The sequence below is a fragment of the uncultured Winogradskyella sp. genome (assembly GCF_937958655.1).
Classification (GTDB): domain Bacteria; phylum Bacteroidota; class Bacteroidia; order Flavobacteriales; family Flavobacteriaceae; genus Winogradskyella.
Window position 1 is genome coordinate 25,211 of sequence record NZ_CALGNH010000032.1, and the last position, 16,421, is coordinate 41,631.

Annotated in this window: 13 protein-coding genes; 6 read left to right on the forward strand and 7 right to left on the reverse strand. The window is 33.0% G+C overall.

The window, feature by feature from the left end:
* The 3 genes from Q0800_RS06775 to Q0800_RS06785 all read left to right on the forward strand — a co-directional run bounded on the left by Q0800_RS06775 (window position 1) and on the right by Q0800_RS06785 (window position 3,575).
* Entirely contained in the window at window positions 1-1,506 is a 1,506-nt protein-coding gene (locus tag Q0800_RS06775) for a G-D-S-L family lipolytic protein (RefSeq protein ID WP_299128503.1), read from the forward strand.
* 183 nt (window positions 1,507-1,689) lie between these two features.
* Window positions 1,690-3,198 (forward strand): F0F1 ATP synthase subunit beta, encoded by a 1,509-nt coding sequence (gene atpD, locus Q0800_RS06780; protein ID WP_299128504.1) that lies wholly within the window; start codon window positions 1,690-1,692, stop codon window positions 3,196-3,198.
* Between the two features lie 83 nt (window positions 3,199-3,281).
* On the forward strand, window positions 3,282-3,575 hold the full coding sequence (locus Q0800_RS06785; protein ID WP_299128505.1) for a hypothetical protein: 294 nt from the start codon (window positions 3,282-3,284) through the stop codon (window positions 3,573-3,575).
* A gap of 90 nt (window positions 3,576-3,665) precedes the next feature.
* Here the strand turns inward: Q0800_RS06785 and Q0800_RS06790 are convergent, their stop codons facing one another.
* Together Q0800_RS06790 and Q0800_RS06795 are read right to left on the reverse strand one after the other, a co-directional pair.
* Window positions 3,666-4,382 carry a hypothetical protein gene (locus tag Q0800_RS06790; RefSeq protein WP_299128506.1) on the reverse strand — a complete coding sequence of 239 codons (717 nt, stop codon included), beginning with the start codon at window positions 4,380-4,382 and terminating at the stop codon, window positions 3,666-3,668.
* 76 nt (window positions 4,383-4,458) lie between these two features.
* Window positions 4,459-5,268 (reverse strand): NAD(P)-binding domain-containing protein, encoded by an 810-nt coding sequence (locus tag Q0800_RS06795; protein WP_299128507.1) that lies wholly within the window; start codon window positions 5,266-5,268, stop codon window positions 4,459-4,461.
* A gap of 113 nt (window positions 5,269-5,381) precedes the next feature.
* Here Q0800_RS06795 and Q0800_RS06800 point away from each other — a divergent pair, with 113 nt between their 5' ends.
* Window positions 5,382-5,870 carry a CBS domain-containing protein gene (locus Q0800_RS06800; RefSeq protein ID WP_299128508.1) on the forward strand — a complete coding sequence of 163 codons (489 nt, stop codon included), beginning with the start codon at window positions 5,382-5,384 and terminating at the stop codon, window positions 5,868-5,870.
* Here Q0800_RS06800 and Q0800_RS06805 read toward each other — a convergent pair.
* Entirely contained in the window at window positions 5,867-6,217 is a 351-nt protein-coding gene (locus tag Q0800_RS06805) for a hypothetical protein (RefSeq protein WP_299128509.1), read from the reverse strand. The two genes, Q0800_RS06800 and Q0800_RS06805, sit on opposite strands and share 4 nt — an antisense overlap.
* 310 nt (window positions 6,218-6,527) lie before the next feature.
* Here Q0800_RS06805 and ssb point away from each other — a divergent pair, with 310 nt between their 5' ends.
* Window positions 6,528-6,860 (forward strand): single-stranded DNA-binding protein, encoded by a 333-nt coding sequence (gene ssb, locus Q0800_RS06810; RefSeq protein ID WP_299128510.1) that lies wholly within the window; start codon window positions 6,528-6,530, stop codon window positions 6,858-6,860.
* A gap of 440 nt (window positions 6,861-7,300) precedes the next feature.
* On the opposite strand, the gene Q0800_RS06815 is transcribed toward ssb, so the two are convergent.
* The 3 genes from Q0800_RS06815 to Q0800_RS06825 all read right to left on the reverse strand — a co-directional run bounded on the left by Q0800_RS06815 (window position 7,301) and on the right by Q0800_RS06825 (window position 13,196).
* Window positions 7,301-8,704 carry an OmpA family protein gene (locus Q0800_RS06815; RefSeq protein ID WP_299128511.1) on the reverse strand — a complete coding sequence of 468 codons (1,404 nt, stop codon included), beginning with the start codon at window positions 8,702-8,704 and terminating at the stop codon, window positions 7,301-7,303.
* Window positions 8,705-8,830: 126 nt separating this feature from the next.
* Window positions 8,831-10,024 carry a glycine C-acetyltransferase gene (kbl, locus tag Q0800_RS06820; protein WP_299128512.1) on the reverse strand — a complete coding sequence of 398 codons (1,194 nt, stop codon included), beginning with the start codon at window positions 10,022-10,024 and terminating at the stop codon, window positions 8,831-8,833.
* Window positions 10,025-10,064: 40 nt separating this feature from the next.
* Window positions 10,065-13,196 (reverse strand): UvrD-helicase domain-containing protein, encoded by a 3,132-nt coding sequence (locus tag Q0800_RS06825; protein WP_299128513.1) that lies wholly within the window; start codon window positions 13,194-13,196, stop codon window positions 10,065-10,067.
* Window positions 13,197-13,309: 113 nt separating this feature from the next.
* Here Q0800_RS06825 and Q0800_RS06830 point away from each other — a divergent pair, with 113 nt between their 5' ends.
* The gene (locus tag Q0800_RS06830; protein WP_299128514.1) at window positions 13,310-13,918 is read left to right on the forward strand and encodes a superoxide dismutase; all 609 of its coding nucleotides are present in this window, start codon (window positions 13,310-13,312) and stop codon (window positions 13,916-13,918) included.
* A 564-nt stretch (window positions 13,919-14,482) separates the two neighbouring features.
* Here the strand turns inward: Q0800_RS06830 and Q0800_RS06835 are convergent.
* Window positions 14,483-16,381 (reverse strand): amidophosphoribosyltransferase, encoded by a 1,899-nt coding sequence (locus Q0800_RS06835; protein WP_299128515.1) that lies wholly within the window; start codon window positions 16,379-16,381, stop codon window positions 14,483-14,485.
* Between the last annotated feature and the right edge of the window lie 40 nt (window positions 16,382-16,421).

Genomic DNA, 16,421 nt, shown 5'->3' on the forward strand with positions numbered 1-16,421 from the left:
ATGAAAACATTAAAATATATAGCATTATCAATTATAACCTTTGGGATGCTCTCGTGCGAAAATGAGTTGGTTGACGATTTAAGAAACAGAAATAGTGAAGACCCTATTGTGCTAGAGGAATTCAATAGAGGTTCCGCAGACTTTTCAAAATTTGTTGCTTTAGGTAACTCACTAACTGCAGGTTTTGCAGATGGTGCATTATACCGTATAGCTCAAGAAAATTCAACACCAGCAATTCTTGCAGAACAGTTTGCCGCTTTAGGAAATGGTGGTGCTTTTACGCAACCATTAACTAATGATAATGTAGGTGGTTTACTCGCAGGTGGCAATCCGCTTCCTGGTTTTGGTCCTAGATTAGTTTTTGATGGTTCTGGTCCTGCTCCATTATCTAGTGTCGTTGGCCCTATACAACCATCTACTGATATTGTCTTAAATAATCCAACAGGTCCTTTTAATAATTTGGGAGTACCAGGTGCAAAAAGTTTTCATTTATTAGCGCCAGGATATGGTAATTTTACAAATTTATTTACTAGCCCACCTACCGCAAATCCTTATTTTGTAAGAATGGCGAGTGACCCTAGCACAAGCGTTTTAGCCGATGCAATAGCACAACAGCCTACTTTTATATCCTTATGGATTGGTAATAATGATGTTTTAGGTTATGCACTATCTGGTGGAGATGGCACTGATCCAATAACCCCAATGGCTGGGCCTCCTGGTGTAGGTTTTGAGCAAACGTATCAGGCATTAGTGGCTTCTTTAGTTGGTAATATACCAAATGTTCAGGGTATATTAGCTAACATTCCAAACGTTACAGCAATACCACATTTTACTACTGTACCTTATAACCCAATACCTTTAAATAGTTCTTCTGCTAGTGCTTTAAACCAAGCTTATGCGACATATAATGGTGGTTTACAATTTGCCGCTCAAAACGGTTTATTATCTGCCGAAGAAGTAGAGCAACGAACAATAACCTTTTTTGAAGGTGAAGGTAATACCATGGTTTTAATTGATGAAGATTTAACAGATCTATCGAGCTTTGGCATCCCAAGTTTTAGACAATCAACTGATGAAGATTTATTTGTACTACCATTAGCCTCTTTAATTCCACAGGGATTTGGTACGCAAATTCAATTAACAGATAATCTTGTTCTAACTCCGCAAGAACAAGAAGAAATTGCGGAAGCTACAGCACAATATAACCAAGTGATTTCAGCAGCAGCTTCAGCTAGTGGTTTTGCATTATTAGATGCCAATACATTATTAGATCAGTTAGCTTCAACAGGTATAGAAACTAGTGGTGTAATTATAACATCAGATTTAGTAACGGGTGGTGCTTTCTCATTAGATGGTGTTCATCCAACATCTAGAGGTTATGCATTTATTGCTAACGAAATGCTTAAAGCTATCGATGCTACCTACGGAACTAATTTTGAAGCATCCGGTAATTTAGTAGACGTTTCTGCCTTCAATACAAATTATTCACCAACACTTTTACAATAAAAAAGTGTTACACTATAATTAAAGAAACACGCTTTTTACGAAGCGTGTTTTTTTATTCAAAAAAAGACATCAATTTTTTAAATAATAACTCTATCTTTGCAGCGCGAAAAACGCACGTACTCAACTTGATTGGGTAAGGTTTTTTTCACATTTAAATTATCGCAAAACAAAAACAAATAAGTAATGTCAAAAGTTACAGGTAAAGTTGCACAAATCGTAGGCCCGGTTATAGATGTAGAATTCGCTGCCGGATCAGAACTTCCAAAAATTTATGATTCTTTAGAAATTAATAACCAAGATGGTTCTAAATTAGTACTTGAGGTACAATCCCATATTGGTGAAGATACAGTACGTACTATCGCAATGGACTCGTCCGATGGTTTAAGCAGAGGTACCGAAGTTATTGCAACTGGCGCGCCTATCCAAATGCCAATTGGAGAAGATGTTTACGGACGTCTTTTTAATGTAATTGGTGATGCTATTGATGGATTAGGTGATTTACCAAAAGCTGGTGAAGCCGGTTTACCTATTCACAGACAAGCTCCTAAATTTGAAGATTTATCAACGTCTACCGAAGTATTATTTACTGGTATAAAAGTTATTGACTTAATTGAGCCATACGCAAAAGGAGGTAAAATTGGATTATTTGGTGGTGCTGGTGTAGGTAAGACAGTACTTATACAAGAGTTAATTAATAATATTGCAAAAGGACATGGTGGTCTTTCTGTATTTGCTGGTGTTGGAGAAAGAACGCGTGAAGGAAATGATTTACTTCGTGAAATGCTTGAGTCTGGCATTATTAAATATGGTGATGACTTTATGCATTCTATGGAAGAAGGTGGATGGGATCTTAAAAAAGTTTATAAATCTATAATGAAAGATTCAAAAGCAACTTTCGTATTCGGACAAATGAATGAGCCTCCAGGAGCTCGTGCTCGTGTGGCACTTTCAGGATTAACTATAGCAGAATATTTCCGTGATGGTGCTGGTGATGGACAAGGAAAAGATGTACTTTTCTTCGTAGATAACATCTTCCGTTTTACACAGGCTGGTTCTGAGGTATCTGCATTATTGGGTCGTATGCCTTCTGCAGTAGGTTACCAACCAACATTGGCAACTGAAATGGGTGCTATGCAGGAGCGTATTACATCAACAAAGAAAGGATCGATTACATCAGTACAGGCGGTATATGTACATGCGGATGACTTAACGGATCCTGCGCCTGCTACAACCTTTGCTCACTTAGATGCCACTACTGTACTATCGCGTAAGATTGCTGAGCTTGGTATCTATCCTGCCGTAGATCCATTAGATTCTACATCAAGAATTTTAACGGCTGATATTTTAGGTGATGAGCATTACGATTGTGCGCAACGTGTAAAAGAGTTATTACAACGTTATAAAGAATTGCAAGATATTATTGCTATCCTTGGTATGGAAGAATTATCTGAAGAAGACAAACTTGCTGTATCTAGAGCTAGACGAGTACAACGTTTCTTATCTCAGCCATTCCACGTAGCCGAGCAATTTACGGGTATACCAGGTGTATTAGTAGATATTAAAGAAACTATTAAAGGGTTTAACATGATTATGGATGGTGAATTAGATCACCTACCAGAAGCTGCTTTTAACCTTAAAGGGTCTATAGAAGAAGCTATTGAAGCAGGCGAGAAAATGCTTGCTGAGGCGTAAATGGTTAATAGTTTATAGTTGTTGGTTGTTAATATTCTTAATATTCCAACAACCAAAAACTAACAACAAATAACTAAAAGAATATGTATTTAGAAATCGTATCACCAGAAGCTACTCTATTAAGTACAGAAGTTGACTCTGTTGTTGTGCCAGGTGTTAATGGTGAGTTTGAAATGCTTAAAAATCACGCTCCTATTATTTCAATTTTAAAAGCTGGTACAATTAAGATTAATACGCACACACAAAACCACTTGGTTTTTGATGAATTACATGCAGATGTTATTCCGCACAAGGATGATAAAAAAGTATTAACTGTGAAAATAAACTCTGGTACCATTGAAATGAAAGATAATAAGCTTATAATACTAGCGGACTAAAGATTTTTAGCAAATTATTTTAGATAAAAAAAGACGAGGTCTATTAATTTAAACCTCGTCTTTTTTATTTAGAGTATATAAAAACCTGTTTTAGTTTTTATTTGCTGCTGCAGCTTTTTGAGCTTTCTGACTTTCTAAAGCTTGTCTGCTTACCTTAGCCATATTAAAATTTGGATCAATTGCTAAAGCCTCATTAAGCAGTTTTAATGCAGGATCAATATTTGTATCCCTATTTTCAGAAAACAATACTATTCCTTTAAGATAAAGTAATGCTGCTTTCATCGTTGTTTCATAGGGTTGTTGTGATTCGTAAAATGCACGTTTCATATCGTCTTTTACATTAGCTAAGCCATATTCAATATCTCGCCTAGCTCCTGCAATATCATTAATCTGAACTTTAATATCTGCCATTTCATAAGCTAAGTATACATTTGGATTTCTTTTAAATAAGACCTCGTAATGCTCAATGGCCATCTTAGGCTGTTTTAAGTTTTTTAAGGCCAATGCTTTCACTTCTACATTCATATCAGAATCAGATACATTCTTTTCTACTCCAATGGTATTAAGTGCCTGTAAATATTTTCCATCCGATAAATAGAGATAAGCTAGCGTATCTTGCCTTTCTATAGACGGTTCTATAATATTTAGATGTGTTAAAGCATTAATAATCCCTTGCACATCTCCTTGTTTTTTCATTTGTTTATAAAAGGTCTCATAATGCGTTTTTAATTCTGCATTAGTCTGTGCATAACTAAAAGCACATAATAACATCACAAAGCATGTTGCAATAATTTTAAACTGTTTCATTTCTATATTAATTTTAAGAGCTAAATCTAAAAAAATTAAATATAATAGGCTTAAAAAACTATTAATATAATTTAATTCAAATAGCGTGTTTGAATTTATAATTCAAAAGCTGTTCCAAGTTGTTATTTTTAATTCGTTTTCCTTTACTTAATTCTTTATTATTAAAACGTGGCAAAGGTAATTTATGACCTTTACAAAAAGATACGTAATAATCTTCTTTTTTAGGATGGTGTGGATATGCAGCATTAAATGTTGTATTCCACATATTCTTATCAATAATTTCAGAGATGATCCCAATACAATCTTTGAGATGAATTAGATTTAATGGAGCACTTGGGTTGGGTATATTATCTTTTCCAGACAAATACTTCCCTGGGTGACGTTGAGCACCAATAAGGCCACCAAATCTCAGAATTGTGGTATTAAAATTTGAGTTTTCACTAAGCATTCTTTCAATAGTTATAAGTTGCTGTGCGATTTTTGATGTAGCATTTGGTAGTGTGGTATCAGTGATTAGAGGCAAACGCTCTTCATTTTTAAATACAGTCGTAGAGCTAATGTATAATACATTTTTTACTTGATGCTTTTCTAACACCTTTATAAAGTGTTCTATTTCAGCGATGTGATTTTTAGAAGGGTTTCTTCTTAAACCTGGCGGAACATTAATAATGACAGTATTACTGCCATCAATAAACCCAGAACTATCACCAACAATTTCAGCTTCCGTTAATTGAACTAAATACCCTTTTATAGAGGCATTTATTAGTAATTTTAATTTATCATTTGAGGTCGTAGACCCCTTAATTTTATATCCTTTTTTAATAAGGGATTTTGCTAGTGGAAAGCCTAACCAACCACAGCCAATTATACTAATATGAGAGTTCAATTACGTATCTGTTTTTAATGTGTAAAGTTAAGTAAGTATTCTATGGTTCGGTTAGATTTTGCTAAACAATTAATTTTCAGTAACTTTAAGTAAACTCTTAAAAAATTAAGGTTATGGGAATAAAAAGTTTTCAGGGTTCGCGCAAACAACAGCAAAGTACTTCGCAACCAGTGGCACTAAAAGTAAAGGACTATATGACCACTAGTCTTATAACGTTTAAGCCCGAACAATCCGTACAAGACGTTGTTGAATCGTTAATAAAACATAAAATCTCTGGAGGCCCTGTTGTGAATGAAAAAAATGAAATAGTAGGTATAATTTCTGAAGGAGATTGTTTAAAACAACTGAGTGAAAGTAGATACTACAATATGCCACTAAAGCATGATAATGTTGAAAAACGAATGGCTAAAAATGTAGAAACTATTGACGGAAATATGGATGTTTTTGATGCGGCAAATAAATTCTTACAATCAAAAATAAGACGTTTCCCTATTGTTGAAAATGGAAAACTTGTGGGGCAAATTAGTCAAAAAGATATATTAAAAGCTGCATTGCAATTAAAAGGTGAAAATTGGAATAGTAGCACCAAGAGTAGTTCTTAGTCATCTCGCTTTACTAAGGCATAATATTCGCCTTTTAAGGGTAAGTAACCTTGGTCGTATACAAAGTAATAGACAGTACCTACTTTTGTTGTGTACAAACTTGTTATATAGTTAAAATCAAAGCCTTTTTCTATTAGTTTGGCTCTAGAGCATTTTGTTTTTTTATTAGGATTTAAAGCTTCTAAGATTCTATAGTTTTTTCTAAGCCTATTATTTGTATTTCTTATAAGGTTTTTAGAATCTTTATTAAGGCGATTATTATAAGTATTCCTGCAGCCATCATTACAGAATTTTTTATCAATTCTGCCAATGATTCTATTGCCACATTCTAAACAATTTACCTGCATCTTATTACTTTATATCTACAAGATATAAAAACATTAATAAGGACCCAAAATATCATAAAAATTCATTTTTAATATTTTAATTATTAAGTCTTAGAGCTAAAGTAAGTTCTTTTTAATCGATTACTTATACCCAATCGAATTTCTATTTAAACATTATATAATTGATATACAAATATTTATTCATTTACAATCATTTACAAACGTATGTAAATGAATAACAACCGAATACTAGAGCAAACACTTATCAACTTTGTACTGTTGAGAATAAATCTCGATATTATTAACTGTTTAACACATAAAATTAGAACACATGAACACATTAAGAAACAAAGTACAGTTAATTGGTAACTTAGGTAATGATCCTCAAATTATCAATTTGGAAAATGGCAAAAAACTAGCAAAATTTTCTTTAGCTACAAATGAGAGTTATAAGAATGCAAAAGGTGAGAAGGTCAATCAGACCGATTGGCATAATCTAATCGCATGGGGAAAGACCGCTGACATTATCGAAAAATTTGTTACTAAGGGTAAAGAAATAGCCATTGAAGGTAAGTTAACAACCCGCAGTTGGGAAGACAAAGATGGTGTTAAACGTTACACCACTGAAGTGGTTTGTAACGAGCTTTTAATGCTTAGTAAATAACGCATAAATAACTATTTAATTTAATAAAAAAAAGGAGATGTTTGTAGCATCTCCTTTTTTTAAAATATTTCATATAATTATTTTAACTACTTTTTTAGTAACGCTTATACCAGAATCTGTCTTAGCTATCTTTATAAAGTAAAGTTCCCTTTCTAAATCTTGCAGATTAGATATCGTTCGCCAGCCGTCATCTGTAGTAGTTGCTTCAATACTTTTAACAAGTCTACCTATTTACATCCAATAAATCTAGATTGTATACTGCACCACTATTACCCTTATTAATCCTAATAGAAACACGGCCTAAAAATGGATTAGGTTTATCAACTCAACAATCTTAGTTGCAATATTTCTATAAAAAAAGCGTCCAAAATATTATTGGACGCTTTTAATTATAATAATAATCAAGTTTTTACACTACGATTATATAGGAGTTGATGAAATTAATTTCTTAATTTAACTTCTACTCTTCTATTTTCTTTTCTACCAGCTCTGGTTTTATTATTAGCAATTGGATTATCTTCACCAAAACCTCTAGCTATTAACCTATCAGCGTTAATACCATTAGCAATTAAATAATCTCTAACTGCATTTGCTCTTCTATCAGATAATGCTTGATTACTAGATTTAGAACCTACACTATCAGTATGTCCTTCGATAGTAAAGTTAGCTCTAGGGTATTCCTTAAATATAGCCACCATTGCTTGTAATACTTGATCAGTCTCTTTTTTAAACGAGGCTTTACCTGTATCAAATAATATACGTCTTGCGTACGAATTTAATTCGTTTACTACCTCTACAGTAGGTGCAACTTCTGGGCATCCATTGTTAGCAACAACACCTGCTTCGTTAGGACACTTATCGTCTTTATCTAAAATACCATCACCATCGGTATCTGGCCAAGGGCAACCTTTGTTAGCAACAGGACCAGCTTCGTTAGGACAAGCGTCGTCACCATCTGCAACACCGTCACCATCAGCATCTGGACAACCCATTAATGCTTTTAAACCTGCAACAGAAGGGCATTTGTCATCTTTATCTACAATACCATCACCATCAGTATCTGGACAGCCGTTAAACTCAGCTAAACCAGCAGTATTTGGACAATCATCTTTAGAATCTTGTATACCGTCACCATCACTATCTGGACAACCATTAAAAATCTCTAATCCTGCTTCTTCTGGACAAGCATCATCTTTATCGTAAATACCATCACCGTCAGTATCAGTGCCACCAAATTGGAATATAATACCTGCAGAGTGTTGAAAATGCTTTGGACGATTATCTTCAAATGAATGCTTGTATGTAGATTGCAATTCAATACCAAACTTTTCAGATAACCAAATTTTAACAGAAGCCTGACCGTTAAGTGATGCTGTGCCTAATTCATCTGCCCAGAAATAACCACCACCAACTCCGATAGATGGGTCAAACCATCCACCTTCGCCGTTAATAAGATTTCTAAAACTATAAGATAAAAGAGCATCTGCGGCATAATAGGTTATTCCGTTTATTTTAGCAGTGGTTTCTTCACCTGTTATAAGGTCAACATTTGAACCAACTTTAGAAATTCTGTTAACAGAACCAGCACCCGTTAACGTAAAACCGTCACTAAGGTATCTAGATACTGTAAATCTCGATATTGAAGGTAAAATATTCCAATGATCATTGGCATTAAAAAACTCATCAAAATAGTCTCCTTGAGGTAAATCCTCTCCAACAGGATAAAGGTCAATAGCATTAGTACCGATACCAAAGGCCCATGGATTGTTTTTATCTTGAGCGTTGGTAGTACTTAATCCTATAAAAAGTACTGCAACAAATAATAATCTGCTAAGATTTTTCATATTCTTAATTAATTTAATTTTTTAAGTGTTAATTGTTGGCAAATGTAAGTTGTTAAACTTTATTAACAAAGACAAATATATAAAAATATTGTTACAACGCCCTAAAATAGTGAGTTTGTAACCATTTTAAATAACTTTAAGTTCTTTGCCTACTTTAACAAAAGCCTTAATAGCTTTGTCTAATTGCTTCTGTGTGTGTGCTGCTGATAATTGCACTCTAATTCTTGCTCTTTCTTTGGGAACTACAGGATAAAAGAAACCAATAACATACACCCCTTCTTCTAAAAGCATGTTTGCCATAGTTTGAGATAATTTGGCATCGTATAACATTACTGGTACTATTGCAGAATCACCATCTACAATATCAAACCCAGCATCTTTCATTCCTTTTTTAAAATATTTTGTATTCCAATCTACTTTATCTCTTAGGCTATTGTCATTTTTTAGCATATCAAATACTTTTATAGACGCCCCAACAATACCTGGAGCTAAAGAGTTTGAAAACAAGTAGGGACGCGAGCGCTGACGTAAGATTTCAATGATTTCTTTTTTTGCTGTGGTATAACCTCCCATAGCTCCTCCCATGGCTTTTCCTAAAGTACCTGTAATAATATCTATTCTACCTAATACTCCTTTTTCTTCGAGGGTACCTATACCTGTTTCACCAATAAAACCTGTGGCATGACACTCGTCTATCATTACCATTGCATCGTATTCATCGGCTAGGTCACAAATTTTATCTAGCGGTGCAACGAGGCCATCCATAGAAAATACTCCATCTGTAACTATGATTTTGAAACGTGCACCATTTTCATTTGCAGCAATGAGTTGTTGCTCTAAATCTGCCATGTTGTTGTTTTGGTAACGATACCTTGCAGCTTTGCAAAGCCTAACACCATCTATTATTGATGCATGGTTTAAAGAATCTGATATAATTGCATCTTCTTTGGTTAATAAGGGCTCAAAAACACCACCATTAGCATCAAAAGCAGCAGCATATAAAATAGTACCTTCAGTACCATAGAAATCTGCTATTTTTTGTTCGAGTTCCTTATGAATGTCCTGTGTTCCACAAATAAAACGCACAGAAGACATACCAAAACCATGAGAATCCATAGTGTCTTTTGCAGCTTTTATAACTTCTGGATGTGAGGATAAACCTAAATAATTGTTAGCACAAAAATTTAAAACTTTTTGGCCAGTATTTAGCGTAATTTCTGCCCCTTGAGGTGATGTTATAATGCGTTCTTCTTTAAAAAGACCAGCATCTTTTATAGATTCTATTTGTTGCTGTAAATGTGTTTTTATATTGCCGTACATCTCTTGAATATTTATTTTTTGTAAAGATACTATCTATAAATTATACTTCAATAACACCTACATCTTCATTTATATAGACTATATACTTATGCTTAGTTGTAAGATCCATAGACTCAACAACAGAGGCATACTGGTTTAGTTGAGACTTATAACTCGGTTTGTGTTCTCCAGTTTTATAATCAATAATTATCACTTCGTTATTAGCGTTTATATTTAGGCGATCTGGCCTTAAAAGTTGACCAGAACTGGTAATAATATCGCGCTCGTTGTAGATTTCATAATTATTGGTATAATAGGGTTTTAAAACAGGGTGCTGAATAACTTCTAAAACCAAGTGTCGTAATTCTTCCTCATCTGTTGTTGTGATATCTCCTGATAATAGTAATTCATTAAACGCAAAATCTAAATCCACTACAGTTTTAATTTTTGATAATAAAAGATGAACCAAATTACCACGCTCTATCGCTTTTTCTTGTTTTGTATCCCAAAGCTGACCAGATTTGGTAATAATATTTAGATTATGTACCTCTTTAGGCACAGATATGAGTTGTATAATTTCTGATGTTTCTTCTTTTTCTTTAGCCTCTTTACTGGTATTAAAGGTGCCAAATTCGTAGCTAAATCGCTGATCGGACCACACGTTTATACTCTGTAAGTACTTAATAAACATACCAGAATATGTATTTTCATTTACATCACCTTTAGCACTTATATCCTTTTTAGATATTACATAAAGTTGGTCTACAGCTCTTGTTAGCGTAACATAGAGTAGATTAATATTATCTAGTTGCAGTTGGGATTCATGCTCATTATATATTTGAGTTCCGGTTTCGCCAAAATGTTCAATATCCTTATTGTAATTTATGAGCAATGATTCAAAATTAGCAAACTTACTTTTATCTACAGGAAACCAGACTTTAGGTTCTAACTCTTTAGAGATATTAAGATCGGCAAAAGGAAAAATAACTATAGGAAACTCTAGCCCTTTAGATTTATGGATAGTTATAATTTGCACCGCATTAGCGTTTTGAGGCGAAACTATACTAAGATTCTCTTTTTTCTTTTCAAAATAAGTGAGAAATGAAGATAAGTCCGATTTTTGTTTTTGAGTAAACTCTAAAACTACGTCTAAGTAAAACTGAATATAAGCATCGGACGTTTCATTAAGCTTAAAAATTCTAATAAGCTGCTCAATAAGTTCATAAAGTGGTAACCGCAAAAGCTGATTTTTATTTACAATAATGTTTAGAGTTTCTAAGCTTTTAAATACCTTTTCTAAGGTATTATGAAGATGGGTTTCAAAAAATAAATGATAGTCTTCTACATGATGTTGTTTTGCCAAGAATGATAACACTTCAATTTTTAAACTATCATTTTCTGGCTGCAGTAATAGTTTTAAAAACGCATTTAAAAATTTTACCCTATTGGAGTTTTTTAGAAGTAAAGTTTCCGAAGATGTAATATTAATACCTCTCTCACTAAGATATTCTGCTACTGCAACACCTTGCTTTCCTTTTCTAACAATAACACAAATGTCTTCTAATTTACAACCACGCTTTACACATGTATTAATAGTGTCATAAACGGCTTTGGTATACAATTCTGTAGAATTATCCTCTTTAGATATCTCTAAAAATTTTAGGTTAACAAAACCATTTAAATTACTATTAAAATCTTGCTCAGCGTTTTTGTAAAGTTCTGTATAATCTTGATTTGAAAAATAGCTAGCACTCAAAAAATTAAAGAAGGCATTGTTAAAATTAATTATTTCTTTGGCACTTCTGTAATTGGTGCCAAGACTTAAAACTTCAGCTTTAATCTGAAATGGGTTTTTGGTTTTATTATATAAGTTTATAAACTGTTCTGCTTCTCCACCTCTCCATCTATAAATGGCCTGTTTTGCATCACCTACCAACATAGCAGATCCGTTTGATGCTGATAATGCGTTGTCTAAAAGTGGCACCAAGTTATCCCATTGCATTTGGGAGGTGTCTTGAAACTCGTCAATAAAATAATGCTTAAATTTTTCTCCTAAACGTTCATAAATAAAAGGGGTAGGTTGATCTTTTATTTCATTGCTTATAATTTTATTAAATTCTGAAATAAGCATTTTATTTTGCTCCTCTTTAAGACTGTTTAACTCTTTTTGAATAGCATTTAATAGAGAAAGTGGTGTTATATGTTTTAAAAATCCTTTCTGTTGTTTGAGTTTATAAATTAAGGTTTTTGTTTTTGTAAAAGCTTTGGCAATATTTGGCTGAATACTATCTATAGTTTCTGCAATGTTACTTGTTACCCGCTTAGGGTATAGTGCACCACCTTCTAATAAATTATCTTGCCAAATATTTCCGTAAGAAACATTAATTGTTTTTTCTGATAATTTAATGAAATATTTAGGTATATACTTGCCACTAAAGTCATCATATTTTAACCCACATTCCTCTAATAGGGTTAAAATTGAAGTTGCCGTTTTTACAATTTCTTCCTCTAAAGTTATTATAGAATTAGATAAAATTTCTTTTAATTGTTTAAAATCCGTTAAGGATTTATCTTTTAAAGCATCTAATGATTTTATATCATTTTCGTTGACTAATAGTTTAGCAATTTTATTAAAGTCGTAACTAATATCCCAGCTTTTATCATCATCCGCCTTTTCTATTGCAAAATCAACAAGTATAGTTGTTAGCGCGTCATCCTTACCAGCTCTAGAAATTAAGCTATCTACTGCCTCATTAATTAAACGATCTTGATCTAGCTCTACTTCAAAGTTTACTGGCAACTTTAAGTCGTGTGCAAACGTTCTAATAATACGATGTGTAAAACCGTCTATTGTTGATATATCAAAAGCTCCATAATTATGTATTATGTGCTTTAATATGTGTTTAGATTTATTGTGTAGGTACTCAGCAGAAATAGATAACTCACAGCAAATTGTGCTAAACATTGGGTGAGGTGCAGTTAAGGATGTTTTGTCAGAAAATAATTTTAGCATGTTAATAACACGCATTTTCATTTCTCCTACGGCTTTGTTGGTAAATGTAATAGCAAGAACAGACTTAAAATGATTATAATTCTTAGCCAAAACCAAAAGTTTTATATACGATTTTGCTATTGTAAATGTTTTACCACTCCCTGCTGAGGCATTATATATAGTGTAAGTAGAATTTTGCAAAAGATAATTTTTATACCAAAATAGTTAATCTTAATGTTTTATTTAGAACATCTTGCGTTCAAAATTGTAAATTTGTTATAATTAAATTACTAACACTAAAAAACATACGTATTATGGCTTTTGAATTACCACAATTAAAATATGCATATGATGCATTAGAACCACACATTGATGCGCGCACAATGGAAATCCACCATTCTAAGCATCATAATGGATATACAACAAAATTAAATGCGGCTATTGAAGGAACCGATTTAGAAGGAAAATCTATCGAAGCGATTTTAAGTAATTTAGATATGAATAACTCTGGAGTTAGAAATAATGGTGGCGGTTTTTACAATCACTCATTATTTTGGGAAGTAATGAACCCGGAAGATAGAGGTTATCTTTCAGGGGATTTAAAAGATGCTATCGATGAAGAATTTGGATCTAAAGAGGCATTTATAGAAGCATTTTCTAAAGCTGCTGCAACTCAATTTGGTTCTGGTTGGGCATGGTTATGTGTACATAAAGGTGGTAAAGTAGAGGTTTGTTCAACTCCTAATCAAGATAATCCACTAATGCCAGGCGTTAGTTGTGGTGGCACACCGATATTAGGTTTAGACGTATGGGAGCATGCATATTACTTAAATTACCAGAATAAAAGACCAGACTATATCGATGCTTTCTTTAATGTAATTAACTGGAATGAGGTTGAGCGTCGTTACGCTGAGGCAAAGTAGTTCTGCATTTTAAATAAACTTTGAAGCTCAAGTAAAATTACTTGAGCTTTTTTTGTTGAAAATTGAAGTTAAGATTGTAGGAAAGAACTCTTTATTATACTTATGAATCGAAATTACAAGATACCTGCCTTTGCAGGTATAAAATGAAAAAAGGTGAACAGAAGTTCACCTTTTTTGCCCCAAATCTACCATAAACTTAACCTACTTATGTTATGGTGAGTCAAATATAGGTTTACAATAATCTAACTTCTGTATTTATTGGATAAACGACCTATATATTAGTCTAAGCGTGGAAACTAGAACGAATCTCTAATATTAAGTAAAAAATTGAAAGTTTCTTTTACTAAACAACTTAAAGTATAACTTTAAGAGGGTGTATAAAAAAAGGTGAACGATGTTCACCTTTTTTTGCCCCAAATCTACCATGAACTTAACCTACTTATGTTATGGTGATACTAATGTAACGCTATTTGTTAATAACTTATTACTTATCGGATGAAATACATTAAAATACGGTTAAATACAATATTTTTCGGATTAAATGCTTCTTAAAGGCTTATAAATTTAATAAGCCCGCTCCTTGTTTCCTTCGTAGAAATTAATAAAGGCTCTGTTTACTACTCTATTTCCTCCATTTGTTGGATAATTTCCGGTAAAGTACCAGTCCCCTAAATTTTTAGGGCATGCTTTATGAAGGTTTTCTACCGGTTGAAAAATAATTTTAACTTCTGCATTAACATCTTTAGCACTTAAGAGTTTAGATATCTTATCTGAAATTTGTTCATCAGAAAAATTATCGTAAATCTCTTTTACGTAATTAACAACGTTTGCATCGTCTAAATTAACCTGTTTTAAACATTTATTATAAACGTCCTCAACAATATGGTATTGATTATTGTCTTTTAGCAATGCCAAAGCTGCTCTAAAGGCTACTAAACTTTCAAGATTTGCCATATCAATGCCATAACAATCTGGATACCGAATTTGAGGAGCAGAAGATACCACTACGATTTTTTTAGGACCCAAACGATCCATCATTTTTATAATACTTTTTTTAAGTGTAGTACCTCGCACAATACTATCGTCAATTATTACCAAGTTATCTGTTGGTTTTATGACACCATAAGTAACATCATATACATGCGCCACTAAATCATCTCTACTACTATCTTCTGTAATAAAGGTTCTTAGCTTAACATCTTTTATTGCTATTTTTTCTATTCGAGGTCTTTCAGATAATATCTCTGTTACTTTAGCTGCGGATAGTTTTCCACCTCCATTTAAAATAGACTTTGTCTTTTTTGTGTTAAGGTGCTCTTCAACAGTATCTATCATTCCAAAGAATGAGGTTTCTGCCGTGTTAGGTATGAATGAAAATACTGTATTCTCTGTATCATTATTTATAGCCTCAAGAACTTTAGGCATTAATAATCTTCCTAGCTCTTTGCGCTCTTCATAAATTTCGGCATCACTACCTCGAGAAAAATAAATACGCTCAAAGGAACACGCTTTTCGTTCTAAAGGTTCTAGAATTTTTTTAATTTTTGTAGCACCAGACTTTTTAGTAATAATAGCATGGCCAGGTTCTAGCTCCTTAACATCCTCAAAAGGTACATTAAACACAGTCTGTATTACGGGACGCTCAGAGGCAACCACCACAATTTCATCATCTTTATAATAATATGTTGGTCTTATACCTGCCGGATCTCTAAGTACAAAAGAATCTCCATGCCCTAGCAAACCAGCCATAGCATAACCACCATCCCAATTTTTTGCGGCACGTTTTAATATTTTTCCAACTTTAAGCCGTTCAGCAATAAGAGGTGATGATTCGTTTTTATTATAGCCTTCTTTTTTTAGATCTCTATATATTTTTGAAACAGCATCATCTAAAAAATGACCAATCTTTTCCATTATTGTTATGGTATCTGTGTATTCTTTTGGGTGTTGACCTAACTCAATAAGGTTACCGAAAAGCTCTTTAACATTGGTCATGTTAAAGTTACCAGCCATAATTAAGTTTCTGTGTTGCCAATTATTTTGTCTTAAAAAAGGATGAACACTTTCTACACTATTTTTACCAAAAGTACCATAACGCACGTGCCCAAGTAAAACTTCACCTATATAAGGAATATTCTTTTTTTGAGCAGTAACATCGTTGTTGTATTCTGGGTGAGCTGTTAATTCTTTATTGATGCGTTCGTTAATTTGTCCAAAAATATCTTGGATGGGTTGTTGCGCAACAGAACGCACTCTACTAATGTAACGTTCTCCTGGTTTAGTATCTAATTTTATACTTGCAAAACCAGCACCATCTTGGCCTCGGTTGTGCTGCTTTTCCATCATTAAATACATTTTATTTACACCATAAAATGCACTACCATATTTTTTTTTGTAATAATCTAATGGTTTTAATAGTCTAATAAGTGCTATACCACACTCATGTTTTAAAGCATCACTCATATTATGTAATAAAAAAACGCGCTTGGTTTTAAAGCGCGTT

Coding starts and splice junctions, on each gene's coding strand:
- Q0800_RS06775 (WP_299128503.1), top strand. CDS start 1: ATGAAAACATTAAAATATATAGCATTATCAATTATAACCTTTGGGATG.
- atpD (WP_299128504.1), top strand. CDS start 1,690: ATGTCAAAAGTTACAGGTAAAGTTGCACAAATCGTAGGCCCGGTTATA.
- Q0800_RS06785 (WP_299128505.1), top strand. CDS start 3,282: ATGTATTTAGAAATCGTATCACCAGAAGCTACTCTATTAAGTACAGAA.
- Q0800_RS06790 (WP_299128506.1), bottom strand. CDS start 4,382: ATGAAACAGTTTAAAATTATTGCAACATGCTTTGTGATGTTATTATGT.
- Q0800_RS06800 (WP_299128508.1), top strand. CDS start 5,382: ATGGGAATAAAAAGTTTTCAGGGTTCGCGCAAACAACAGCAAAGTACT.
- Q0800_RS06805 (WP_299128509.1), bottom strand. CDS start 6,217: ATGCAGGTAAATTGTTTAGAATGTGGCAATAGAATCATTGGCAGAATT.
- ssb (WP_299128510.1), top strand. CDS start 6,528: ATGAACACATTAAGAAACAAAGTACAGTTAATTGGTAACTTAGGTAAT.
- Q0800_RS06815 (WP_299128511.1), bottom strand. CDS start 8,704: ATGAAAAATCTTAGCAGATTATTATTTGTTGCAGTACTTTTTATAGGA.
- kbl (WP_299128512.1), bottom strand. CDS start 10,024: ATGTACGGCAATATAAAAACACATTTACAGCAACAAATAGAATCTATA.
- Q0800_RS06830 (WP_299128514.1), top strand. CDS start 13,310: ATGGCTTTTGAATTACCACAATTAAAATATGCATATGATGCATTAGAA.
- Q0800_RS06835 (WP_299128515.1), bottom strand. CDS start 16,381: ATGAGTGATGCTTTAAAACATGAGTGTGGTATAGCACTTATTAGACTA.